At 61.8% G+C, this 23451-nt stretch carries 18 protein-coding genes; 3 read left to right on the top strand and 15 right to left on the bottom strand.

Annotation, left to right across the window (positions count from 1 at the left end; all coding sequences use genetic code 11):
- Window positions 1-106: 106 nt before the first annotated feature.
- Window positions 107-1882, bottom strand: coding sequence for a flavin monoamine oxidase family protein (locus tag CKW18_RS00950; RefSeq protein ID WP_095187020.1), 1776 nt, complete (start codon window positions 1880-1882; stop codon window positions 107-109).
- Between the two features lie 222 nt (window positions 1883-2104).
- Here CKW18_RS00950 and CKW18_RS00945 point away from each other — a divergent pair, with 222 nt between their 5' ends.
- Both CKW18_RS00945 and CKW18_RS00940 read left to right on the top strand, forming a co-directional pair.
- Window positions 2105-3511: an adenosylmethionine--8-amino-7-oxononanoate transaminase gene (locus CKW18_RS00945; RefSeq protein WP_095187019.1), complete on the top strand. Its 1407-nt coding sequence runs from the start codon at window positions 2105-2107 to the stop codon at window positions 3509-3511.
- A gap of 142 nt (window positions 3512-3653) precedes the next feature.
- The gene (locus CKW18_RS00940) at window positions 3654-4373 is read left to right on the top strand and encodes a 16S rRNA (uracil(1498)-N(3))-methyltransferase (RefSeq protein WP_095187018.1); all 720 of its coding nucleotides are present in this window, start codon (window positions 3654-3656) and stop codon (window positions 4371-4373) included.
- Window positions 4374-4548: 175 nt separating this feature from the next.
- On the opposite strand, the gene CKW18_RS00930 is transcribed toward CKW18_RS00940, so the two are convergent.
- Window positions 4549-5166 carry a hemolysin III family protein gene (locus CKW18_RS00930; protein ID WP_095187016.1) on the bottom strand — a complete coding sequence of 206 codons (618 nt, stop codon included), beginning with the start codon at window positions 5164-5166 and terminating at the stop codon, window positions 4549-4551.
- A 211-nt stretch (window positions 5167-5377) separates the two neighbouring features.
- On the opposite strand from CKW18_RS00930, the gene CKW18_RS00925 reads away from it, so the two are divergent.
- Window positions 5378-6292 carry a LysR substrate-binding domain-containing protein gene (locus CKW18_RS00925; RefSeq protein ID WP_095187015.1) on the top strand — a complete coding sequence of 305 codons (915 nt, stop codon included), beginning with the start codon at window positions 5378-5380 and terminating at the stop codon, window positions 6290-6292.
- A 111-nt stretch (window positions 6293-6403) separates the two neighbouring features.
- Here CKW18_RS00925 and madM read toward each other — a convergent pair whose 3' ends face one another.
- From madM to CKW18_RS00860, 13 genes are all read right to left on the bottom strand, one after another.
- Window positions 6404-7168 carry a malonate transporter subunit MadM gene (gene madM / locus CKW18_RS00920; protein WP_095187014.1) on the bottom strand — a complete coding sequence of 255 codons (765 nt, stop codon included), beginning with the start codon at window positions 7166-7168 and terminating at the stop codon, window positions 6404-6406.
- Window position 7169: 1 nt separating this feature from the next.
- Window positions 7170-7586 carry a malonate transporter subunit MadL gene (gene madL, locus CKW18_RS00915; protein WP_095187013.1) on the bottom strand — a complete coding sequence of 139 codons (417 nt, stop codon included), beginning with the start codon at window positions 7584-7586 and terminating at the stop codon, window positions 7170-7172.
- 65 nt (window positions 7587-7651) lie between these two features.
- Window positions 7652-8572 (bottom strand): malonate decarboxylase subunit epsilon, encoded by a 921-nt coding sequence (mdcH, locus tag CKW18_RS00910; protein WP_095187012.1) that lies wholly within the window; start codon window positions 8570-8572, stop codon window positions 7652-7654.
- A complete protein-coding gene (locus CKW18_RS00905) occupies window positions 8569-9189 on the bottom strand; it encodes a malonate decarboxylase holo-ACP synthase (RefSeq protein ID WP_095187011.1) in 621 nt (206 codons plus the stop codon). Before CKW18_RS00905 ends, mdcH begins: the two co-directional genes overlap by 4 nt.
- Window positions 9183-9968: a biotin-independent malonate decarboxylase subunit gamma gene (mdcE, locus tag CKW18_RS00900; protein WP_095187010.1), complete on the bottom strand. Its 786-nt coding sequence runs from the start codon at window positions 9966-9968 to the stop codon at window positions 9183-9185. Before mdcE ends, CKW18_RS00905 begins: the two co-directional genes overlap by 7 nt.
- On the bottom strand, window positions 9965-10816 hold the full coding sequence (locus tag CKW18_RS00895) for a biotin-independent malonate decarboxylase subunit beta (protein WP_095187009.1): 852 nt from the start codon (window positions 10814-10816) through the stop codon (window positions 9965-9967). Before CKW18_RS00895 ends, mdcE begins: the two co-directional genes overlap by 4 nt.
- Window positions 10809-11108, bottom strand: coding sequence for a malonate decarboxylase subunit delta (locus tag CKW18_RS00890; RefSeq protein ID WP_007913697.1), 300 nt, complete (start codon window positions 11106-11108; stop codon window positions 10809-10811). Before CKW18_RS00890 ends, CKW18_RS00895 begins: the two co-directional genes overlap by 8 nt.
- Window positions 11108-11980, bottom strand: coding sequence for a triphosphoribosyl-dephospho-CoA synthase (locus CKW18_RS00885; protein WP_095187008.1), 873 nt, complete (start codon window positions 11978-11980; stop codon window positions 11108-11110). Before CKW18_RS00885 ends, CKW18_RS00890 begins: the two co-directional genes overlap by 1 nt.
- The gene (gene mdcA, locus CKW18_RS00880; protein WP_095187007.1) at window positions 11980-13650 is read right to left on the bottom strand and encodes a malonate decarboxylase subunit alpha; all 1671 of its coding nucleotides are present in this window, start codon (window positions 13648-13650) and stop codon (window positions 11980-11982) included. Before mdcA ends, CKW18_RS00885 begins: the two co-directional genes overlap by 1 nt.
- A gap of 412 nt (window positions 13651-14062) precedes the next feature.
- Window positions 14063-14428 carry a DUF6124 family protein gene (locus CKW18_RS00875; protein ID WP_095187006.1) on the bottom strand — a complete coding sequence of 122 codons (366 nt, stop codon included), beginning with the start codon at window positions 14426-14428 and terminating at the stop codon, window positions 14063-14065.
- Window positions 14429-14963: 535 nt separating this feature from the next.
- A complete protein-coding gene (locus tag CKW18_RS00870) occupies window positions 14964-15434 on the bottom strand; it encodes a chemotaxis protein CheW (RefSeq protein ID WP_095187005.1) in 471 nt (156 codons plus the stop codon).
- Window positions 15427-21339: an Hpt domain-containing protein gene (locus CKW18_RS00865; protein WP_095187004.1), complete on the bottom strand. Its 5913-nt coding sequence runs from the start codon at window positions 21337-21339 to the stop codon at window positions 15427-15429. Before CKW18_RS00865 ends, CKW18_RS00870 begins: the two co-directional genes overlap by 8 nt.
- Before the next feature lie 11 nt (window positions 21340-21350).
- Window positions 21351-23399, bottom strand: a complete 2049-nt coding sequence (locus CKW18_RS00860) for a methyl-accepting chemotaxis protein (RefSeq protein WP_095187003.1) — start codon at window positions 23397-23399, stop codon at window positions 21351-21353.
- Between the last annotated feature and the right edge of the window lie 52 nt (window positions 23400-23451).

Genomic DNA, 23451 nt, shown 5'->3' with positions numbered 1-23451 from the left:
TGAAGAGCCCGCTCGAATGTGGGAGCGAGCCTGCTCGCGAAAGCGATCTGACAGGCAAAAAAAAAGCGCGACATAAGCGCCGCGCTTCTTCATTCACCGCAAGGCTTTACTGCGCCTTGGTCTCGATCGTTGCCGCAGGCTTGGCTGCAGGCTTGGCCGCCGACTTCTTCGCCGGTTCAGCCTTTTTCGCCGCCGGTTTCGCCGCTGGCTTTTTCGCTTCGGTTTTGGCCGCAGGCTTCTTCGCTGCCGGCTTGGCCGCCGCTTTTTTCGCAGGCTCGGCTTTCACCGGGGCCGCTGGCTTCGGTGCTTCCACCGGAGCTGGCGCAGGTGCCGGGGTTGGCGCAGGCGCTACTGGCGCTGGAGCCGGCTCAGGCGCCTTCACAGGCTCTGGCTTCTTCTCATCATCCGAACCGCCAAACAGATTGCTGAAAAAGTTGCCCTTCTTCGCCGCCACGGCACCTGCCGCGCCTGCCGCTGCTGCGGCCGGCACCACTTTGGCCGGTTCGAACGATTTGCCTGCCGCCAGATCTTCAACCTGGCTGGCTGCACGCTGACCGGTGCGCAAGGCGCCTTCCAGGGTGCCAGGGTACAAGGTGTCGGTGTGTTCGCCGGCGAACGCTACGCGTTGCAGCGGGCGTTCCCAGATACGCCAGAACTTGCTGATCTGGCCCGGGCCGTAGGCCAGGTAAGCGCCGCCCATCGACGGGTCGGTGCTGTAGCGACGGATTTCATAACCGGTGAACGAGCCACGGGCCTGTGGATAAAACGCGTGCAGACGGATCAGCACCTGATCGACCATCTGTTTGTCGCCGAACGCCTGCATCACGCGGGAGTTGTCGCCGGACAGGTTGATCACCACGTTGGCGCCACCCTTCAGCGCCGGCTCGATCCACAACATGCCCAGACCTGCGTTGCTGTAGATTTCGCCGGACATGCGCGCCTTGCTTTCCCAAACCGGCGTCTTGAACTTCAGCATGATCTGGTCGCGCCAGCCGTAGTTGGTGCCCTTGATCGCTGCCATATGCTGGGCATCCAGCGCCGGCGTCAGCTGAATCTTGCTCAGCGCACGCAGCGGTACGGCCAACACCACGTAATCGGCCTGATAACCGACACTGCCGACCTTGACGGTCACGCCGTCCTTGTCCTGGCTGATAGCGGAAACCGGCGAGTTGGTCTTGATGGTCTTGATCTGTTTGACGAAGGCCTGCGCCAGCACCTGGCTGCCGCCGACCAGACGCGAGGCGCGCAGGTCACGGTCGGAGACGCCGCGATACACGCGGTTCTGCTGGGCGAAATACAGCAGCGACAGACGCGAAGGCTCGTCGTAGTGGGTACGGATGTCCTGGTTGATCAACTGACGCGCGGTGGCCGGCAGGTTCTGCTTGTCGAGCCAGCTCGACACGTTGATCTGGTCCAGTGCGTGCAGGGTGTTGGTCGCCGCCGGGTTTTGCGGATCGTCAATCGAGCGCGCCAGGTCGTCGAGGGTTTTCTGGTAACGCTTCAAGGCCTCGGCGGTAGCCGGTTGCTTGGTCGCCAGATCAGCGGCGGAAAAATATTCGCCGTCGATCAGATAACCCGGGGTACGCACGAATTCCGGGGCCGGCGTGGTGCCCAGCTTGAACGTCGAGACGTACTTGTTCAGCACCGGCTGCGTCTTGTCGTTGCCGATCCACTCGCTGGTGGCCATGCCCGAGCGACCGCCCATGCCTGGCTTGGCTTCCAGCAGGGTCACCTGCCAGCCTTTGTTTTGCAGCTCGTAAGCGGCGGTCAGACCCGACAGGCCGCCGCCGATCACGATTGCGGTTTTATCCTTGGCCAGCGCGTTAACGCTGAACAGCCCCAACATCACCAGCGCACAGGCGCGCAGCCAACCGACAGACATTCAGCGAACTCCGGAAAACACGTAGGAAAAAGCAGTTTTGCGGGTCAGACGACCCAAAGAACCGCGAAGAATACGTTAGCCATCAAAACGCCGCCAGCGACGTCTATCGGCTCATACAAAGTAGCTCAATTGACACAATGGGTTGTCCCCGTGCGATGCATTGCATAAGCTTGCGCGATTGTTTGCCCGCGCCTGACGCGAGCCGCCTCGAGGAGACTGTAAATGGGCCTGAATAACCAGTGGATGCAACGCGATCTCGCGGTGTTGTGGCATCCCTGCACCCAGATGAAAGACCACGAACAGCTGCCGCTGATCCCGATCAAACGCGGTGAAGGCGTCTGGCTCGAAGACTTCGAAGGCAAACGCTACCTCGATGCCGTCAGCTCCTGGTGGGTCAACGTGTTCGGCCACGCCAACCCGCGGATCAACCAGCGCATCAAGGATCAGGTCGATCAACTGGAACACGTGATTCTCGCCGGTTTCAGCCATCAACCGGTGATCGAGCTGTCCGAGCGTCTGGTGAAAATGACGCCGGAAGGCCTGAACCGGGTGTTCTACGCCGATAACGGTTCGTCCTGCATCGAAGTCGCGCTGAAAATGAGCTTCCACTATTGGCTCAATCGCGGCACGCCTGCCAAGAAACGCTTCGTCACCCTGACCAACAGCTACCACGGCGAAACCATGGCAGCGATGGCGGTTGGCGACGTGCCGCTGTTCACCGAAACCTACAAAGCCCTGTTGATGGACACCATCAAGGTGCCGAGCCCGGATTGCTACGGGCGTCCGCAAGGCATGAGCTGGGAAGAACATTCGCGCAACATGTTTGCGGCCATGGAACAGACGCTGGCCGAGCACCATGACAGCGTTGCAGCGGTGATCGTCGAGCCGTTGATTCAGGGCGCGGGCGGCATGCGCATGTATCACCCGGTGTATCTCAAGCTGCTGCGTGAGGCCTGTGACCGTTACGGCGTACACCTGATCCTTGACGAAATCGCCGTCGGCTTCGGCCGTACCGGGACGATGTTCGCCTGTGAACAGGCCGGCATCCGCCCAGACTTCCTCTGCCTGTCCAAAGCCCTGACCGGCGGCTATCTGCCGCTGGCCGCGTGCCTGACCACCGACGAGGTCTACAGCGCGTTCTACGACGACTACCCAACCCTGCGCGCCTTCCTGCATTCGCACAGCTACACCGGCAACCCGCTGGCCTGTGCGGCGGCGCTGGCGACGCTGGATATCTTCGAACAGGACAACGTGATCGAGAACAACAAGGCCCTCGCCCAACGCATGGCCTCGGCCACGGCGCATCTGGTTGATCATCCGAACGTCTCTGAAGTGCGTCAGACTGGCATGGTCCTGGCCATCGAGATGGTCAAGGATAAAGCCAGCAAAGAGGCCTACCCTTGGCAGGAACGGCGCGGTTTGAAGGTGTTCCAGCATGCGCTGGAGCGTGGCGCGTTGCTGCGGCCGCTGGGCAGCGTGGTGTATTTCCTGCCGCCGTACGTGATCACCCCGGAGCAGATCGACTTCCTTGCCGAAGTGGCCAGCGAAGGCATCGACATTGCCACCCGTGACAGTGTCAGCGTGGCCGTGCCGAAGGATTTCCATCCCGGTTTCCGCGATCCGGGCTGATTCAAAATTTGTGGTGCCTGAACTGCCGCTTTCGCGAGCAGGCTCGCTCCCACCCTGGAATGCATTCCCCTGTGGGAGCGAGCCTGCTCGCGAATGAAACCGACACCGATTCAACTGATTCACATCTTTTCAGAGACCCGAAATGAGACTGTCCCGCTTCTTTATCGACGCCCCGCTGAGCACCGGCGAACACGAATTGCCGGAAGCCCAGGCGCATTACATCAGTCGCGTGCTGCGCATGGCCGAGGGCGATGCGGTACAGATGCTCGACGGCTCCGGCCATGAGTTTCGCGGATCGCTGGTGGAAGTCGGCAAGAAACGCGTTGTCGTGCAGATCGACGAGCAGTTGCCCGGCCAGGTTGAATCGCCGTTGCAGATTCATCTCGGCCAGGGCCTGTCCCGTGGCGAGCGAATGGACTGGGCGATTCAGAAAGCCACCGAACTGGGCGTCACTGAGATCACCCCGATTTTCAGCGAGCGCTGCGAAGTACGCCTGAAGGACGAACGCGCCGACAAACGCCTCCTGCACTGGCGCCAAGTGGCGATCAGTGCGTGCGAGCAATGCGGTCGTTCGCGGGTGCCGGTGATTCATCCGCCAGTGCTGTTAGCCGACTGGATCAAGCAGACTGAAGCGGATCTGAAGCTGGTGCTGCATCCGGTGGCCGAGCCGCTGGTGAGTCATGCGAAACCTTCGACGCTGGCGTTTCTGATCGGGCCGGAGGGTGGCTTGTCCGACGCCGAGGTCGAGCAGGCCAAAGGCAATGGTTTCCACGCTGCGCGCCTCGGCCCGCGAGTGTTGCGCACCGAGACGGCGCCGGTTGTGGCGTTGGCGGTGGCTCAACAATTGTGGGGTGATTTCTAGGGCCTCTTCGCGAGCAAGCCCGCTCCCACAGTAGATCTTGGGTGTACAAAGAATTTGTGTTCACTGGAAATCCACTGTGGGAGGGGGCTTGCTCCCGAATGCGGTATGTCATTCAACAATGATGTTGGCTGACCTGGCGCCTTCGGGAGCAAGCCCCCTCCCACAGGAATCGCATTCACAGGACATAAAACATAATCGCCACAAAGTGCAGCAAACTCCCGGCAATCACGAACAAATGCCAAATCCCGTGGGCATGCCGCAACCGGTGATCCAGGGCAAAGAAGATAATCCCCACGGTGTACAAAACCCCGCCCGTGGCCAACCAAGCAAAACCGGTGGTGCCCAGCGCCGCCAGTAACGGTTTGACCGCCACCAGCACAATCCAGCCCATCACCGCATAAATGACGATCGACAGAATCCGCGCTTCGGAACGCGGCTTGATCTCTTGCAGGATGCCAATCAGCGCCAGCCCCCAGACAATCCCGAACAGCGTCCAGCCCCAGACCCCGCGCAGGGTCACCAGACAGAACGGCGTGTAACTGCCGGCGATCAGCAGGTAGATCGAAAAGTGATCAACCTTCTTCATGATCGCTTTCTTGCGCCCGCGCACGCTGTGGTACACGGTGGACGCGCTGTAGAGCACCAGCAGGGTAAAGGCGTAAATCGCCACACTGACAATCTTCCACGGACTGCCGTCCAGGCAGGCAATGACCAGCATCCACACCCCGCCAATAAACGCCGCCACCGCCCCGACCAGATGCGTCCAGGCGTTCAATCGTTCTCCGTGATACATGTATTGCTCACCTCAGTTTCGTTACCGCAGCGCGCAAGGCTCGGGCCTTGAGCGTAAAAGCGCAATGTTTCCGTTAAACACGATCCCTGTAGGAGCTGCCGAAGGCTGCGATCTTTTGATCTTGAAAAGCAAAGATCGCAGCCTTCGGCAGCTCCTACAAAGAGCGGCGCATACCGTGCACAATCGACCGACATAAAAAAGAGTCCGCGCCATGCTGATCGACGAAGAGTTGACCCTGAAAAAACTCGAGGTGTTCCTCGCTTTCATGCGCACCGGCAATCTGGCCCGCGCCGCTGCCGAGTTGCAGACCAGCAACGTCAGCGTGCACCGCGCGATTCACTCGCTGGAAAGCGCCCTGCGCTGCCCGCTGTTCAAACACGAAGGGCGCAACCTGACGCCGCTGGAAAGTGCTTACGTGCTCGAAGAACGCGCGCAGAAGCTGATTCAGGACGTGGTCGAAAGCGTGCGCCTGACCCGCGAAGCCGCCGGGTTCTCCGCAGAACGCTTCAAGCTGGGCTCGCTGTACTCGCTGACGGTGAAGACTGTGCCGCAACTGATCATGGGCCTGAAGATCCGCCGCAGCGAACTCAACATCGACCTGATCCTCGGCTCGAATATCGACCTGCTCTACAAGCTGAAGAACATGGAAGTCGACGCGATCCTGGTGTCGCTGGACGACAGCATCAACGATCCGGACTGCGAGCAGATTGCGCTGTTCTCCGACGACATCTTCCTCGCCACCCCGGCGGATTCAAGGTTCGCCCAGCGCAGTGAAGTGGATCTGGCAGAAGTGCGCGACGAGACGTTTATCACCCTGACCCAAGGCTTCGCCACCCATCAGGACGGCAATCGGGTGTTCAAGCAGGCAGGGTTCGAGCCGAAGGTGGCGATGCAGGTGAATGACATCTTCACGCTGTTGAGCATGGTCAGTTCGGGGGTGGGCTATGCGTTACTGCCGGGGCGGATTGCGGCGGTGTATGAGAACCGGGTGAAGCTGATTCCGTTGCAGGAGAAGTACCGGTTGCAGCAGCACATTGGTGTGGTGTTTTTGAAGGCCAAGGAGAGGGATCCGAATTTGTTGGCGCTGTTGGCGGAGTGTCGGATGTATGCCAATCGCCAGGCTTGAGACCGAGGTGCCTCCTTCGCGAGCAGGCTCGCTCCCACATTTGGAATGCATTTCCCTGTGGGAGCGAGCCTGCTCGCGAAGGCGTCAGGCCAGACGACTCAAAACCCGAACCTAGCCCACAATCGCGCGAACAATGAAGAACAACAGCGAAGGCCCCAGCAAGCACCCAAGCCCGGTGTGGAACGTCGCCGTCAACGCCCCATAAGGCACCAACCGCCGATCCGTCGCCGCCAGCCCGGCCGTCACCCCACTCACCGTCCCGGCCAGACCACCAAACACCATCGCCGAACGCGGGTTATCCAGACCCATCCAGCGCGCCGCGACCGGCGTGCCGACCATCACCAGAATCGCCTTGATCAACCCGGTGGCAATCGACAAGGCCATCACGTCCGACGTCGCGCCAATCGCCGCGCCCGTCACTGGCCCGACAATGTAAGTCACCGCGCCCGCGCCAATGGTGGTCATGCTCACCGCATCGCGATAACCAAACGCCCAGGCCATGCACGCGCCGACAATGAACGGCAGGATCGTGCCCAGCAGCAGCGCGATCACGCCGATCATCCCGGCCTTCTTCGCCTCGGTCGCCTGCACCTCAAACGCCGTGGCAACAATCGCAAAATCACGCAGCATCGCCCCACCCATCAAGCCGATGCCAGAGAACAGCGTCAGATCCGCCAGGCCCTTCTGCCCGCCGGTCATGGTGCCGCCGACCCATGCCAGCACCAGACCGATAACGATGGCAATCGCCGAGCCGTGAATGCGCCCGAAGGTCAGGCGTTTGGAGAGAATGACCGACACCCACATGATCACGCCGACGAAGGCGAAGGCAGTGATCAGACCGTTGTGCTCCAGACCTTTTTCGATGAGATCCCACATATCAGCGACCTCCTACTGGCGTGCCGACCGGGGTGATTTTCGCCGGTTCGTCGGGTAACGGTTCGCCCTTGTGGGAGCGGCTGATCAAGGCAATCGTGCAGCCACAGATCACCACCGAACCAATCGCCGCCAACACCGCCACCGGGCCGCCGTGCAGCGCGGTGACGACGTTCTGTTGCGCGGCCATCGCCACCACCACCGGAATGTACATGGCGCCCCAGAAGCCGACGCCCATCTCGCACTCCTTGGTCATGCCGCCGCGTTTTTGCATCCACAGCCGCGCGCAGATCAGCAGGATCATGGCGATGCCGACCCCGCCGACGTTGGATTTGACGCCCAGCAACACGCCGAGCATGTCGCCCATGATCACCCCTGCCAGCGTACAGATCGCCAGCAGCGCCACACCGTAAATAATCATTGTTGTAGTCCTCAAAGTGCATCGTCGAATGTTGTTTTTGTTGTTCGAAGCATGAGTCGGCGGTTTTAGAGTTGGCGGCCACCCTCCTCTCGCAACAGCGCCTGCAAGGTGTCGAGACGAGCACTGTCGAAGGCAGTGACGGTGCCTTGCTCGAACACCCGGCGCGCCAGCCCGGTCAGCACCGCACCGGGCGGCAGTTCGATCTGTAAACGCACGCCACGCTCGTAAGCGCTTTGCACGGTGCTGCGCCAATCCACCACGCGGCACATGTTGAAGGCGAGGTCGTCGCGCAGGGCGTCGACCTTGATCACCGGCCGAGCGCGGCTGCCGCTCAGGTAGGCGATTTTCGGGGTTTTCAACTCTACGTTGGCGAACGCTTGCGCAAGGGTTAGCGCCGGTTCGTCCAGCAGTGGGCAGTGCGAAGGAACACTCACTGCCAGACGTTTTGCCAGACCGGCGCCGCGACTGCGCGCCAGTTCAGCCACCGCTTGCATGGCCTCGTCACTGCCGGCAATCGCCACCTGATTGTCGGCATTGATGTTGGCCAGATACACCGGCGAATCCTCGCTGTGCACCTGCGCCAACAGCGTTTCGACGGTGGATAATTGCAAGCCGATGATCGCGGTCAGGCCAAAGCCCTGTGGATAAGCTTGCTGCATCAACTCACCGCGCAGGCTGACCAGATGCAAGGCATCGCTGAAGCTCAAGGCCCCGGCCACCACCGCTGCCGGATAAGCACCGATGGACAGGCCGGCGACGTAATCCGCCGTGAGTCCGCTCTGTAGCAATTGCCGTGAAGCAGCGACGCCGGCTATCAGCAGGCACAGCTGAACCGCCCTTGTGGTGCGCAACGCTTCGCTGGAATCGAGCAGCAAAACATCCTCACCGAGCACATCACTGGCCTCGACCAAAGTCTCGCGAGGCAATCGCTGCAGCATGCCCGCTTGCTGCGCGCCCTGGCCGGGGAATACCAGCAAGCTACTCACGCTGCCTGCTCCCGCGGGTTCCATGGGTCAGCCACCAGACAGGCCTGATACTCGTTTTTCAGCAACACACGTGCAGATCCGCTGGCCCACTCGCGCAATGCGACCGCACCGAATGGTGTCTGCAATTGCAGGTCGACTCGGCACACAGCCTGATCAAAAAGCGCGACCAGTTTGCGTGCCTGATTACGCGTGATCAGCTGCGGTGCGCGAAGAATCAGATCGAGATCGCTGGCCTCGTGCATCGCCTTAAATCCGCTGGCCAATTCAAACCCGGCACTGCCGCTGACACCCCAGACGCAACCGCAATCATCGAGCATCGGCCGCAATTGCTTGAGCGCACGCAGTGCCGGCAAATCACGCTCACTGTCGACGTGACACAGGGCCTCCGGGCTGACCCGACAGGCAATCGAATCGAGCGCCATGAACGCCGCCAGCCGCTGTTCACGCAATACACCGCGCACGCCCACAGCAACAAAACCCTCAGCACTCAAGGCCCGACGCACCACCACCGGTTGCCCGGCAGTGAGCGACTCAATCGCCCACGGCGGCGCATCCGCCGGCAGTTGCGCCGGCGTCATGCCCCAGAGCAGATCGTGGGCCAGCGGCGTGTTCACCACTGCGCCCTCAGCAACGCGCGCGCGCGGCTGGACGCTTCGCGATTTTTCGCACCGAGACGACCGCCCAAATCACTGCCGGTGACATCGCCGATCGCTTGCTTCAGGCACTCAGTCACCCGCGCCAGATCCTCCGCGGTCGGCTGTTCGATCTGCTGCACCGACAGGGTTTCCCAAAGCAACCCGAGGCTGGCGTAACTGTCGATGTCATAGGCCATCGGCGGCACGCTGGCGGCCAGCGCTTCCAGTTCTTCGACGCTGCGCAAAGTCACCCGCGCCGCCGACGCCTTGCCCATCGCATGCACCATCACGCCGGGATCACGCAGGGCGATCAAGCGGTTGGCCTGATAGCCGTGGGCGAGAAACGCACCGGACATGGCTTTGCCCACCAGCAGCGCAATCACCGGATGCCCGGCCAGCCGTGCACGGGCATAACTGTCCGCCGCACCGGCCAACGCCTGATGAATACCGAGGGCTTCTTCGCGACGACCATAGGCCTGGCTCGGTACGTCGACGATGGCGATCAACGGGCGCTTTTGGGTTTTGTCGCGGTCAGCGGTGATCACATCATCCACAGCCTTGGCCAAACCCCAGCCTTCCAGCAATCCGACTTCGCCGTTGCGAGCACGGGGAAAACGGTTTTCAGGATCAGCGACTACGGCCAGAAAACGTCCGAGTTCGCCATCGGCAACCTTCAACGACGGCGGCAAACCCTCTACCGCTTTCGCGCCAGCGCTCAAGGCGTTGAACCAGTTCAAACCGCGCAATGAATAACCGCTCATGAGCGCTCTCCTTGATACAGATCGCGAACCACCGACGGTTCGATTTGCTTGTCAGTGTCCAGACTCGCCAACCGTTGCAGGAACCACTCGGCCCTTTGGCTGCGCGGCTGAGTCGGCAAGCCTTGCTGCAACAACTCGCCGACCTGCTGACGAATCTTCGCCACGTCATCAGCGACATAACGATCCACCAAGCCACTGGCAAAGCGCTGCTCGCCACCGGTCAGGCTCCAGATGAAAGGCCGGTCGCGGGAGTCGTATTCTTCGATCCCGGCTTCCTGCTCGATCACTTGCGGGCCGTTCAGGCCGAGGCGTGCTTCCTGAGTCACCAGCAAATAGCTGCACAACGCGGCGGCAATCGACATGCCGCCGAAGCAACCGACGCTGCCCGCAACCACGCCAACCACCGGTTGGTACCGCTGCAAATCGACAATCGCCGCATGAATATCGGCAATCGCCGCCAAGCCAAGATTGGCTTCCTGCAAGCGCACACCCCCGGTTTCCAGCAGCAACACGGCGCGGGTCGGGATGCCTTTGCGGTTGTCCTCGGCGGCCAGTTCCAGCGCACCGGCAATCTTCGCCCCGCCGACTTCGCCGAGGCTGCCACCCTGAAATGCGCCTTCGATGGCGGCGATCACCACCGGCAAACCGTCGACGCTGCCCTTGGCGATCACCACGCCGTCATCGGCTTGCGGCACCACGCCCTGGCGTTCGAGCCACGGCGACATCACCCGTTGAAACGGGTCGAGCAATTCGCGAAAGCTGCCGGCGTCGAGCAAGGCTTTCGCCCGTTGCCGCGCGCCGAGTTCGACGAAGCTGTGCTTATTGAGAAGCGCTGCGCTGTCAGTCATGGCCGATCTCCTCGAAACCTTGTTCCAGACGCAAGCGCACCACCCCCGGCGTCGCGCCGAAATCGTGGATATCGATGGCCATCGCTGGCGGCGTGGTGCCGTCGAACATCCGCGCAAACAGATGCTGCCAGCGCAACTGCGCGCCGTTGACCGAGGTCTGCACGTTGATCGTCAACTTGCCGGCCAGCCCCGGCTCGATCAGCACTTCCAGGTCACCGGAGCCAACACAACCGACCAGCGCACGCCCGCGTGGCGGCTGCCCGGCGGGGAATTCAAACGATAGGGTTTCCATCAAAACGCTCCCTGAAGGATGCCGTCGCGCTCGATGCGATCGAGCAGCAGCGCGGCGGCGAGCAAGTCGGCGGCGCCGCCGGGCGAGGCATTCAATGCGATGAGTTGTTGATCCAGTTCATGCAGACGCCGGCGCCCGCTGAGGCTGGCACTGCCGCCAGCGTCGAGCACGGCTTGCGCACCCTGTTGCATGGCTTGCAGGCCTTGCTCTCCGGCGCGATACAAAACGCAGGTGTCGGCCAGGTCGGTCATGATCGCCAGCAGGGCGTCGAGCCGGGCGTTCTGTTCGCCGTAGCCTTTGGCGCGGCTGCGTTTGAGTTGCGGCAGGCCACGTTGCAGCACCGAGGGGAAGCCGAGTTGTGCTTCTTCACGGGCACCACGGGCGCCGTAACGCAAGGCGACTTGGGCGCCGTGGCTCAAGGGTTTGGGTGCGTGGCGATCGTCCAGCAAGGCCAGACGTGCAGCGCGCAGGGTCACGGCATTGGCGCTGGAGGATTGCGCTTCCAGCGCAGCGGCCGTCACCAACAGACCCAAGGCCCAGATCGCCCCGCGATGGGTGTTCACACCGTTGGTGGTAGCGAGCATGGCTTGCTCGCCTTCACGGCCGATGCGACCAATGCTTTCACGTAACGTTTGATTGATCTCGCTGACTTCAATAGCGGCTTCGGCCATCTCTTTGAACGCCGGCCACAACGACAATGCCGAGGCGTGCATCAGGCCCAAATGCAGATCGGTATGCGCGCCATTGCCACGACGATCGACCAGCGCCGGTTTCGGCGACAGATCCGCTTCGTCGATCAACGCGTCCACTGCCAGGTCGGCCAAGTGCTCGGCCAAGGAAAGCGGTTTCGCTTGCAGGTTGAGTGCGTGCATTACCAGCTCCTGAACTTGGCGGGCGGGTTGTAAAGGCCGCCGGACCACTCGACCAGATCGGCCACGCTCTTCGCCGCGAGCAATTCGCGGGTGGCGTCGGTGCGGCGGATGCCGAGGTCTTCGGGCAAGGCGATCAGGCCTTCGCGGCGCATGCGTTCAGTGTCTTTCGGGTTGTGGCGCAGGCCAATGGCGGTGACGCCCGCAACGGCGGCGATCATCGCCTGACGCTCTTCCAGCGAGCGCGCCTTGTACAGATAGGCGATGCCTTCTTCGGTGAGCAGGTGGGTGACGTCGTCGCCGTAGATCATGATCGGCGCCAGCGGCATGCCGCTTTTCTTCGCCACTTCCACCGCGTCGAGGGTTTCGACGAAGGTCGGTTTGCCGCCCTCCTGGAAGGTCTCGACCATTTGCACCACAAGTTTCTTGCCGCGCTCCAACATCGGTTGCTGCGAGTCGTCGTGGCGCATATCGAGCCATGCCGGCGTGCCGTGACGGCGACCGCGTGGGTCGTGGCCCATGTTCGGCGCGCCACCGAAACCGGCGAGTCGGCCACGGGTAACGGTGGAAGAATGGCCGTCTCCATCGACCTGCAACGTCGCGCCGATAAACAGATCCACCGCGTATTGCCCGGCCAGTTGGCAGAACATCCGGTTGGAGCGCAGCGAGCCGTCGCGGCCGGTGAAGAACACGTCGGGGCGCGCGGCGATGTAGTTTTCCATGCCCAGTTCGGTGCCGAAGCAATGCACGCTTTCGACCCAGCCGCTCTCGATCGCCGGGATCAATGTCGGGTGCGGGTTGAGCGTCCAGTTGCGGCAAATCTTGCCCTTCAAGCCAAGAGACTCGCCGTAGGTCGGCAGGATCAATTCGATGGCGGCGGTGTTGAAACCGATGCCGTGGTTGAGCGACTGCACGTTGTGTTTTTCGTAGATGCCGCGAATCGCCATCATCGCCATCAACACATGCACAGGCTTGATGTGCCGTGGATCGCGGGTGAACAGCGGTTCGATGTAGAAGGGTTTGTCGGCCACCACCACGAAGTCGACCCATGACGCCGGGATGTCCACACGGGGCAGTTCGCTGACGTCGTCGACCAACTGGTTGACCTGGACGATGACGATGCCGTCGCTGAACGCGGCCGGTTCGATCAGTGCCGGGGTGTCTTCGGTGCTGGGTCCGGTGTAGATGTTGCCGGCGCGGTCAGCCATGAAACCGGCCGAGAGCACGACGTTGGGGATCAGGTCCACCACAAGGCGGGCGTACAGTTCGATGTAGGTGTGGATCGCGCCGATTTCCAGCAAGCCGTCTTCCAGCAACTGGCTGATGCGCACGCTCTGGGTGCCGGCGAAGGAGAAATCGAGCTTGCGAGCGATGCCGCGTTCGAACAGGTCGAGGTGCTCGGAGCGGCCGACGCTGGGCATGATCATGTGCAGATCGTGGAGTTTTTCCGGGTCGGCCTTGGCCAGCGAGCGGGAGAGGAAATCCGCCTGCTTCTGGTTGTTGCCTTCAAGCACCACACGGTCGCCGGGATGAATCAGCGCTTCGAGCGCGGCGACGATCTTGTCGGTGGGCAACACCACACCGTCGGCCAGCCCGCGCACCTTGTCGAGGCGGCGCTGCTTCTCGTCACGCCGCCGCGTCCAGCGCGAGTCGGGGGAAATTGTTGTTGTCATGCTCACTCCACGGGGTTCGCTGTCGTGGAGCTAAGTTAGGCGTGTGGGGTGAGGGCATCAATCAAGCGCGGTGGTGAATCATTACGCTGAGCGTAACGTTCACTGCCACCTTCGCGAGCAGGCTCGCTCCCACAGGGGATCACTATCGTCCGCAAAAACCGGGGGCACTGAAGATCAACTGTGGGAGTGAGCCTGCTCGCGAAGAGGCCAGCCAAAGCAGCGTAAGTTCTGGATAAGTCCGCCGATGAGTCAGGGGGTTGGCCGGTAGGAAGTTGCTGATGCCACTGGCCCCATCGCTGACAAGCCAGCTCCCACAGGGTTTTGTGTGGTTCACAAGATTCGGATACAACCCGGACACTGTGGGAGCTGGCTTGTCAGCGATGGGGCCAGTGCAATCAGTGAAAGCTCTGGATCAATCCGTAGGCACTAACCTGTCCAGCACCCGATTAACTGCCAGCTCCGCCAGCATCACCACTTGAGCAATGCCTTGCAGGGTTTTGCGGTGCGTTCCTTCAACCATTGCCACATGGTTATGGATCATGACGGTGGCCGAGCCGAGGGTTTCGCTGGCATCTGCCAGGAGAGACTCGGTATCAGCTTCAGGGTCGGTCATGTACAGCTTGTTGGTTTTGTAGGGTGCGGCCATGATTTCGGCGGTTGGCGGGCCGAGGTAGTGGTCGAGCGCGCGCTCGGCGGCTTCGTGAAATTTCTTGGATTCGGGCGATTCGTAGGGGGATGCCGGGTCGGTGACCGGCGGGTTTGGCGTTGGTTTGAACATGGGGATGAACCTCTGTGAGGCCGCACCATCCCGCTGCTAAACGATAGGGTGGCGGCTGTGCGCAAGTTAGCAGACCGGTCAAACCCCAACCCGGCGCACCCGAAGGCGCCATGCGCACAGCCACCATCAAGTACAGGCGAATGCCTGACTGGATGAGATTTGTGCAACCGAGGTAAGGACGAGCCGGGCTGCTAAACCCGATCACTGCGAATCAGTGACCCGATCCAAGTTACGCAGCCAGCCTTGGGCGCACAAGCCGGCGGATTCTGGTGCATGCGTAGGCAGCGGCGCAAGGATTTGTAGGCCAGGGAGCCGTAACACAGAGTGTCTTTAAACAACGAGACTGAAAGTCGTTTATTGCGGACAGAGATTGAGGATTTTTCTGTCGGATTGAGGTGTGGCGACTGGCGCTTTCGCGAGCAGGCTCGCTCCCACAGGGGGTCTGTGTCGTACGCAAAATCCGGGATCACTGAAGATCAACTGTGGGAGCGAGCCTGCTCGCGAAGAGGCCGGCAAGATCAACGCAAACTCAGGATCAGTGGACCAGCCCCGCATCCACCAACAACTGCTCAAGTGCCAACAAATCCGGCACCTTCGCCACCTGTTCTCCCACCTGCACCGCCGCCTGCTCCAGCGCACACAACGGCACATCGACATAGCTCAACTGACTGCCGAGCTTGTAAGACCGTGGAATCCCCTGCACCAGCAGCGCAATGAACTTCAGCTGCGGCAGCCCACCCAGCGCATTGAGAATCACGATCCGCGCCCGCTCTCCAATCACGACTTTCTGCCCGCACGCCGATTCAAAGCTCAGCAACGGAATCTGCCGCTCACGCCAGGTTACCCGCCCCAGATACCACGGCGGCGTGTCCAGATCGAAAGCGCTGGCCTGATAGTCGATCAGCTCGGCCACGGCGACGTTGGGCAGGATCAGGTTGCGATCCGCCAGCGGCAGCAGCAGGCCGGTGAGTTGGCTGGTGCGCGCATTGTGGCGGCGCTCATGCATGTCTCTTGCTCCAGTGGGCAATGCTTTCGAGCAATACCGATTCCTGATACGGCTTGCCGAGGTAGTCGTTGACGCCGATGGCCATGGCGCGGTCGCGGTGTTTTTGCCCGGTGCGTGAGGTGATCATGATGATCGGCAGGTGTTGCAGGCGTTCGTCGTTGCGCACTTGCGTGGCCACTTCGAAGCCGTCCATGCGCGGCATTTCGATGTCGAGCAGCATCAGGTCGGGCATGTGTTCTTCCAGCAGGAGCATGGCGTCGACGCCATCCTTGGCCGTCAGCACGTTCATGCCGTGGCGTTCGAGCAAACGGCTGGTGACCTTGCGCACGGTGACCGAGTCGTCGACCACCATCACCAGCAACGGTTTCTGCGGTTCGCTGTCGATGTCCGGCACCGTCGGATACTGCGCCACCCGTGCCTGCATCGCGCGGATCGGTGCCAGTAAATCAAGAATCAGCACGACCCGGCCATCGCCAAGAATCGTCGCGCCGGACACGCCCTGCACCGCCGCAAATTGCGCGCCGAGGCTTTTCACCACGATCTCGCGAGTCCCGGCCATGGCGTCGACCTGCACCGCGATGCGCCGGTCGTTGTACTGTACCAGCAGCACCGGTAATGGCAGGCTCTGACCCAGCAGTTTTGGCCGCGATGAGGTTTTCAGCAGTTCGCCCAGATAGCACAACTCATAGCGTTGGCCGCCGTATTGATAGCTCGGTGGATCGAGACGGAAATGCCCGTCCAGATCATTCGGCAAGACGCGGACGATGCCGTCGATAGTGTTCAGCGGAATCGCATACTGATCCTCGCCGCACTGCACCATCAACGCGCGGTTGACCGACACGGTGAACGGCAGGCGAATGCGGAAATGCACGCCCTGCCCCGGCACCGAATCAATACTCATGCTGCCGCCCAACTGGCGGACTTCCTCATGAACCACGTCCATGCCGACGCCACGCCCGGAAATCTGGGTAATTTTCTCAGCGGTGGAAAACCCCGGCTGAAGGATAAACTGCAACACATCGCGGTCGCTGATCTCGGCGTCCGGCGCCAGTAAGCCACGCTTGATCGCCTTGTTCCGCACCGCTTCCAGCGGCACACCGGCGCCGTCGTCGCGGATGTCGAAAACAATGTCGCCGCCCTCGCGGGACAGATCCAGCGTGATCGTGCCCTGCGCCGGTTTGCCCGCCGCCAGCCGCGCCTCGACAGATTCCAGACCATGGTCGACGGCGTTGCGCAGCATGTGTTCCAGCGGTGCCGCCATGCGCTCCAGCACGTTGCGATCCATTTCGCCCTCAGCGTTGCCGATGACGAAGGCGACGTCTTTGTTCAACTCTTCGGCGACCTGACGGACGATGCGTTTGAGGCGCGGCAACATCCGTTCGAACGGCACCATGCGCGAGCGCATCAGGCCTTCCTGCAATTCGGTGTTGATCCGCCCTTGCTGTTGCAGCAGGTTCTCGGCGTCGTGGTTGCGGCGGTCGAGGGTTTCCTTGAGGTCGAGCAGGTCGGAGGCGGATTCGAACAGCGCCCGCGACAGTTGCTGCAACTGCGAATGGCGGTCCATTTCCAGCGGATCGAATTCCTCGTAGCCGAGACGCTCGCCATCGACTTGCTGGCGGCTGAGAATGCGCCCCTGGGTTTCGGTGTCGAGCCGGCGCAACTGGTCGCGCATACGCTCGATGGTGGTTTCCATCTCATTGAGCGCGACTTGTGCGTCATTGACTTGCTGTTCGATGCGGCCACGGAAGATCGAGGTTTCGCCGGCCAGATTGACCAGTTCGTCGAGCAGTTCGGCGGAGACCTTGACCATGTCCGCGCTGGCCTCGGCGGCCGCAGGCGCGGTCTCGGTTTTAACCGGCAGAGGCAACAATGGCGGCGCTTCAGGCGTGACCGGATGACTGAAACTCTGGATCGCATTGATCAGCCGATCCGCTGGCGGACACGGTTGTCCGGCGCGCACCGCGTCGAGCATCTGCGCCAGTCGGTCGTGGCCGCGCTGCACCAGCGCAAACAGTTCGGTCGAGGCCTGCAACGTCCCGGCGGAGAGACTTTCGTAAAGGTATTCGAGTTCGTGGGCGAGGTCGCCGATCGGGCCGATTTCGACCATCCGCGCGCCGCCCTTGAGCGTGTGCAGGTCGCGCAGCAGGGTTTCCACTTCCTGCCGATTGCCCGGCTCGGCCTGCCAGCGCAGCAGCGCCGCGCCGGAGTTTTCGATGATGTCGAAACCTTCTTCGAGGAAGATTTCCAGCAACTCCGGATCATGCCCGGCGCCTTCGTGATCAACGGTCGGTTGCGCCATTTCAGCGCTGCCGGACGCGCCCTGACGGAACTGCCGGATTGCCTCGATCAGCTCATGCGCCGGGTTCAACGGCTGATGATTCTGCAACTGTTCAAGCAGCAGCGCCAAACGGTCATGGCTCTTGTGCAGCAAGCGACCAAGCGCTTCGCTGTAGCTATAGCGCCGATCCGCCAGACCTTCGTAGAGACCTTCCAGTTCTTGGGCCAGATCCCCAATGGCCTCGACTTCGGCCATTCGCGCGCCCCCCTTGAGGGTGTGCAAATCGCGCTGTAACGACGACAGCGGCGCAACATTGTTTGCGTCGCTCAGCCAACGCTGCAAGGCTTGCCCGGCGCTGTCGAGAATGTCCACCGCCTCTTCGAGGAAGATCTCGACGATCTCATCGTCCGGTTCGCGCGCGGAGCCGGTTTGTGAAAGTTCAGCAGTCGCGGCACCCAGTTCGCGGATGCTCAACGTGCGGCTACCGTCACTGCGAATCAGGCCCATCGACGACGGATCGAGACTCTCATCGAGCAGCTCGTGCAACGCCCGAATCCGCGCAGGCTGCGGCGTGACTTCCTGGCCGGCGGCCAGTTCGTCGAGCATGTTGATCAGCGCTTCGTGGGCGTGCTGCGCTTCCTGGAAAAACCGGTCGCTGACCGCCAGGCTGCTTTCTTCGACGGCGCCATAGAGGTCGAGCAAGGCTTCGCACAACACATCGACCGGCAACAAATCCGCCAGGTGCGCACCTTCGCCGAGGGTGGTCAATTCATCCAGCAATGCGCTGAGTTCCTGGCGTTCGCCGGGGTGCTGCTGCCAGCGCTGCAAGAGGTTTTCCGCATCGAGCAGGATGTCCATGCCCTGGGCGAGGAAGTTGTTGATCAGTTGCGGGGCGTGCTTGATGCGCAGGCCGCTGCTCGGCGCATTGAGGATCGATTCCAGTCGCTCGGCGAGCAGCTCGCCCGTGCGTTTGATCAGCGACTGCGCGCCGACAATCGGCGCCAGCGGATCGTGATTGAGCTGACGCAGGCCGACGCGGAACAGGCCCTCGGCTTCGAGCAACAATTCCACTTCGTCGAGATCAAGCGGCAGTTGGTGCGCCTTGAACTCGCGGGCCAGTTGATCGAGGGGCGCCGCCAATTCGGCAATCGGCAATACACCCGCCATCGACGCGCTGCCCTTGAGGGTATGCAGGGCGCGCTGCAGCTCGTCGCTGGCCGGCAGCGGCACGTGTTCGGCGGCTTGATCGAGAAAGCGGTTGAGGCTGGCGAGATGGGTTTCGGCTTCGTTGCGGAAGATCTCCAGCAACAACGGATCGAGCGCCGCGACATCTTCCACATCTTCGGCCGCCAACGGTTGGTCGCCCTTGGCCAAGGCATGGGCGCGAGCGGCGAGTTGATCGACATCGCTGCGTTGACGCTGGCGGTTGGTGGCGAATTCGCTGATCAGTTCCGGCAGTAACAGCAGCGTGTCGGTCAGCAATTGCGCTACCGTCGTGCCCGGCTCGACGCTTTGCTCCAGCACGCGGTTAAGCAGGTTTTCCACAGCCCACGCCAGTTCGCCAAGAATCAGCGCACGCACCATGCGTCCGCTGCCCTTCAAGGTGTGAAAGGCGCGGCGCAGTTCGGTCAGCGCCGCGCGATCCTGCGGATTGGCCGACCAGCGTGGCAGGTATTCGTGGAGGACATCGAGGACCTCGTCGGTCTCTTCGAGGAACACTTCGCGCAGTTCATCGTCCACCGGTTCTTCATTGGCCGGCGGCGGCATCAGGCTGCCGGGCGTGACCAGCGCGGGCGGGTTGATCGCCGAGACCGGGCTGGCCAACACATCGGCCAGCGACTGGACGATTTGCCGGTCGTCGCGCGCCTGCAGGTCTTGCATCACCCGCGCTTCGTTGGGGCTGAGCACGTCGTCGAGCACCGGCACATGTGGCTCGCCGGGCTGTTCGCTGGGAAAGAAACCGAGACTGGCGAGGCTCTTCTGCGCGACATCCAGCAGTTGTTCGCTGGGCGCCTGCGGGTCATCGCTCAGGCGTTCAAGGTAATACTCAAGGCTGGTGATGACGTCGGCGAGGTTGTCCAGTTGCTGCCAACCCGGTTCGTGCGGATCGAGCAGCAGGTGTTCGCGAATGAAGCCGTTGCACGCTTCAACGAGACTGGCCGCACGGTTCAGCGGAATCATCGCCAACGCCCCCCGCACTTGGGTCAACAGCTCCGGCAACGGTTGCAGGTGCTGGCGATCCCAGTCGGCGTCGATGTAGTCGACGATCATGTCCTTGGCCTGTTGCAGGCAGATGCGCGCTTCCTTGATCACGATCTGATGGATCTGCGTCAGATCGGTGGTCGGCAGGCGTGAGTCTTCCGGGCTCTCCGGCTCGACCGTGCCGACCATCCCGGCCAGTGTTGCTTCGACATAAAGCAAGGCACCGGCAACGTCCATCAGGATCGCGTCGTTGGGTTCGCGCTGGCCTTGGGCGATGCTCAGGACCACCGCCAGTTGATCGATGATGACCTTGCGCGGCTGGCCGAAACCGAGCACCGCGAGGGTGTCAGCGATCTGCCGCAACGGCGCCAACAGGCTTTCCAGATCCGAGGTATGTTGGCGGTCGCTGCGCACGAACAGATCAAGGCGTTCCTTGACCCGCACCAGTTCTTCGCACAATGCCGCGAGCACCGAGCGCATCGCATCGCGGTCGGGGCCGGCCAGGCGCGCGCGTTCTTCGTCGACCATCGCGCTGTCGGGTAACGCGTCGTCCAGGGAGTAGCGATCTTTCATGGTCAGCATCTGCCCGGTGGGATGTTCGGCTTTGGCAATATAGAACAACAGGCTTTTGAGCAGCTCCGGCGGTGGCGGCTGGTTGAGGCCGCGCATGCCTTGGTCGAGCAGGCGTTTGAGCTCCTTGTCGGCGTCCTTTAACAGGCTGCGCAGCGCCGGGCTGTTGGCGATCACGCCTGCGCGCATGCCTTCGACCAAGGCGGACGCCACCTGCCACAGCGGGCTCAACGGTGCGTCGCCGCTTAGCGCTTCGAGACGGCTGAAGACTTTCGCCAGATAAGCGAGGTGCGTCTGGTCATCCTGTTCGCGCAGCAAACCGACCAGCGCCATTTGCAGCATCTGGCGTAATTTGCGCAGCACGTTCGGCAGTTCCGCCGGTTCCAGCAGCGCCAGGGCTTCCTCACTGAGCGGCGGCAACTCAGGTAATTGCGGACTGAACAGGCTGGTTTCCGAGAGCAGGCTTTCGCCCCGGGCACTGCGTAGATCGTTGAGCAGCGGCAACACTACCAGCGGCAAATCGCGGCGGGCGCTCTGCACGCGGTCGAGGTAGATCGGCAATTGCCCGAGGGCTTGCAGCAGCAAGTGCAGGGCTTCGTCGCGATGGCTGACGCGACCTTGCTGCAAGGCTTCGACCAGATGCTCCATCTCTTCGGCGAGCAAGGCTGCGCCGTAGAATTCGACCATCTGCAAACTGCCGTGAACCTGATGGATATACGCCAGACACTCGTCCAGCCCGGGAAAGGCTTGCGGATCATCGAGCACGGCTTCAATCGCCTGATGCGCCAGCTTCAGCGTTTCGGCAATTTCGCCTTTGACCCATTCGAGGGCCACATAGTCGTGCCGATCACCCATAACCACTCCACTCACGCTTTATCTGTCGCCGCCGGCAAGGTGAATCCGGACACCGAACGCCGTAACTGACTGGCCATTTTCGTCAGGTTGCCGATGCTCTCGGCGGTGGCCGTAGAGCCGGACGAGGTCTGCGAGGTGATCTGCTGGATCACGTTCATCGTCAGCGAGATCTGCCCGGCCGAAGTCGTCTGCTGCTGCGCTGCGTTGGAGATGCTTTGAATCAGCGCCGCGAGGGTCTTCGATACGCCTTCGATTTCTTCCAGGGCCACCCCGGCATCCTGCGCCAGTCGCGCGCCACGCACCACTTCGGTGGTGGTCTGTTCCATGGAAATGACGGCCTCGTTGGTGTCGGTCTGGATCGCCCGCACCAGGGTTTCGATCTGCCGGGTAGCGGCGGACGAGCGCTCAGCCAGCCGCTGCACTTCGTCGGCAACCACGGCAAAACCACGCCCGGCATCGCCAGCCATCGACGCCTGAATCGCCGCGTTGAGGGCGAGGATGTTGGTCTGGTCGGCAATGTCGTCGATCAGGCTGACGATGTCGCCGATTTCCTGGGACGACTCGCCGAGGCGCTTGATGCGTTTGGCGGTGTCCTGAATCTGCTCGCGAATGTTGTCCATGCCGTGGATGGTGTTGTGCACCACCTCGTTGCCTTTGTTGGCGATCTCTACCGACCGCTCGGCCACAGCCGAGGATTCGGCAGCGTTCGCCGAGACCTGATCGATGGATTGAGCCATGTCGTTGATCGCCGTCGAGGCTTCGGAAATCTGCTGGGCTTGATGCTCCGAGGCCTGGGCCAGGTGCATGGCGGTGGCCTGGGTTTCCTGCACGGCGGCGGCGACCTGGCCGGCGGTGAGGTTGATGGTCGCCACCAGGTCGCGCAATTGGTCGACGGAATAGTTGATCGAGTCAGCAATGGTGCCAGTGAAGTCTTCGGTTACCGACGCGGTCACGGTGAGGTCACCGTCGGCCAGATCCTCGATTTCGTCGAGCAGACGCATGATCGCGTTCTGATTGCGTTCGTTCTTCTCGGCGGTCTCGCGCAACTGCCGATTGGTTTCGCGAACCATGACCAGACCGATGAGGATGATCGAGGCCAGCGCCAGCAGGCCCAGCACATAACCGCCGATGGTGTCGGTATTGCGCCCGCCGGCAAGGTTTTCGAAACCGGTGGCCAGGTGCGAGGCTTCGTCGAGCAGGGTTTGCGAGAGGCTGAAGATATTGCTGGCGGATTCGCGAACCTTGAACAGTTCCGGCGAGGTCTCGAGGATTTCATCGACGGAGCCGGAAACGAACTGGAACAGCTCGGAAATTTCGCTCAGCCGCGCACGGGCATCGCGGTCTTCGACCTGGCTGATCTTCAGCGCCGGATTGCCCTGAAGCATGCCGTTAAGCACCTGACCAAACCGCGAGGCATCACGGCCAAAGGCATCGGCGGCTTGCAGCGAGTTTTCATCGCCGGCCAGCACGGTGTTGACCGCACCGAGGATGCGTTCGGCGAGCAGCGATTGACGCTGGGCCATCGCCACTTGCGCCGCTGGTGCACCCCGCTGGAGAAGAATCTCGACGACTTTTTCGTATTCGATCTGCAACTGCGGCACGGTTTCGGCCAGCGTCGCGGCAACCTGATGCAGCGACAGCACGGTCTGTTCGCTGGAGAGAATGGCGTCGGTGTTTTTCAGCAGGCGCTCCCAATCGAGCTGCACGGCGCGCATTTCCGGGCGCACGGTGGCCGGCGCTGGCGGCAGGCCGGTGGCCGGGTCGCCCTTCTTCAGATAACCCCAGCGCTGGGCGAAATCGTTGCGCGCATCGCTGAGCAACTTGAACGCCGCAGCCTTGCCGGCGGCGGCTTCGGTGGCGTTCTTGGCGATGCGTTGCGAGAGCACGCGCAGCTCACCGGCATGGCCGATGTACTGTTTGTCGTAATTCGCCTGGGTGTTGAGGTAAGCGAAGTTGGCGAACAGCAGCATGATGAACACGATCAGTGCGATAAACAGCACGATGATCTGCGAGCGACTGCGCGATCCTTCCGCCGGCTTGCCTGTTTTTGCTTTTGTCATCGGTCCTCGCCCTTAACCCACACCTTTGAGGCCTGCTGCAATCCCTGTGGGA

The organism is Pseudomonas sp. Irchel 3E19 (genome assembly GCF_900187585.1).
Classification (GTDB): domain Bacteria; phylum Pseudomonadota; class Gammaproteobacteria; order Pseudomonadales; family Pseudomonadaceae; genus Aquipseudomonas; species Aquipseudomonas baetica.
The sequence above is the reverse complement of the archived record's forward strand: the minus strand, read 5'-3'. Positions and strand labels throughout refer to the sequence as shown.

Bases quoted from the DNA above. Each gene is read 5' to 3' on its own strand.
- CKW18_RS00950 (WP_095187020.1), bottom strand. From the start codon at position 1,882: ATGTCTGTCGGTTGGCTGCGCGCCTGTGCGCTGGTGATGTTGGGGCTG.
- CKW18_RS00945 (WP_095187019.1), top strand. From the start codon at position 2,105: ATGGGCCTGAATAACCAGTGGATGCAACGCGATCTCGCGGTGTTGTGG.
- CKW18_RS00940 (WP_095187018.1), top strand. From the start codon at position 3,654: ATGAGACTGTCCCGCTTCTTTATCGACGCCCCGCTGAGCACCGGCGAA.
- CKW18_RS00930 (WP_095187016.1), bottom strand. From the start codon at position 5,166: ATGTATCACGGAGAACGATTGAACGCCTGGACGCATCTGGTCGGGGCG.
- CKW18_RS00925 (WP_095187015.1), top strand. From the start codon at position 5,378: ATGCTGATCGACGAAGAGTTGACCCTGAAAAAACTCGAGGTGTTCCTC.
- madM (WP_095187014.1), bottom strand. From the start codon at position 7,168: ATGTGGGATCTCATCGAAAAAGGTCTGGAGCACAACGGTCTGATCACT.
- madL (WP_095187013.1), bottom strand. From the start codon at position 7,586: ATGATTATTTACGGTGTGGCGCTGCTGGCGATCTGTACGCTGGCAGGG.
- mdcE (WP_095187010.1), bottom strand. From the start codon at position 9,968: ATGAGCGGTTATTCATTGCGCGGTTTGAACTGGTTCAACGCCTTGAGC.
- CKW18_RS00895 (WP_095187009.1), bottom strand. From the start codon at position 10,816: ATGACTGACAGCGCAGCGCTTCTCAATAAGCACAGCTTCGTCGAACTC.
- CKW18_RS00890 (WP_007913697.1), bottom strand. From the start codon at position 11,108: ATGGAAACCCTATCGTTTGAATTCCCCGCCGGGCAGCCGCCACGCGGG.
- CKW18_RS00885 (WP_095187008.1), bottom strand. From the start codon at position 11,980: ATGCACGCACTCAACCTGCAAGCGAAACCGCTTTCCTTGGCCGAGCAC.
- mdcA (WP_095187007.1), bottom strand. From the start codon at position 13,650: ATGACAACAACAATTTCCCCCGACTCGCGCTGGACGCGGCGGCGTGAC.
- CKW18_RS00875 (WP_095187006.1), bottom strand. From the start codon at position 14,428: ATGTTCAAACCAACGCCAAACCCGCCGGTCACCGACCCGGCATCCCCC.
- CKW18_RS00870 (WP_095187005.1), bottom strand. From the start codon at position 15,434: ATGCATGAGCGCCGCCACAATGCGCGCACCAGCCAACTCACCGGCCTG.
- CKW18_RS00865 (WP_095187004.1), bottom strand. From the start codon at position 21,339: ATGGGTGATCGGCACGACTATGTGGCCCTCGAATGGGTCAAAGGCGAA.
- CKW18_RS00860 (WP_095187003.1), bottom strand. From the start codon at position 23,399: ATGACAAAAGCAAAAACAGGCAAGCCGGCGGAAGGATCGCGCAGTCGC.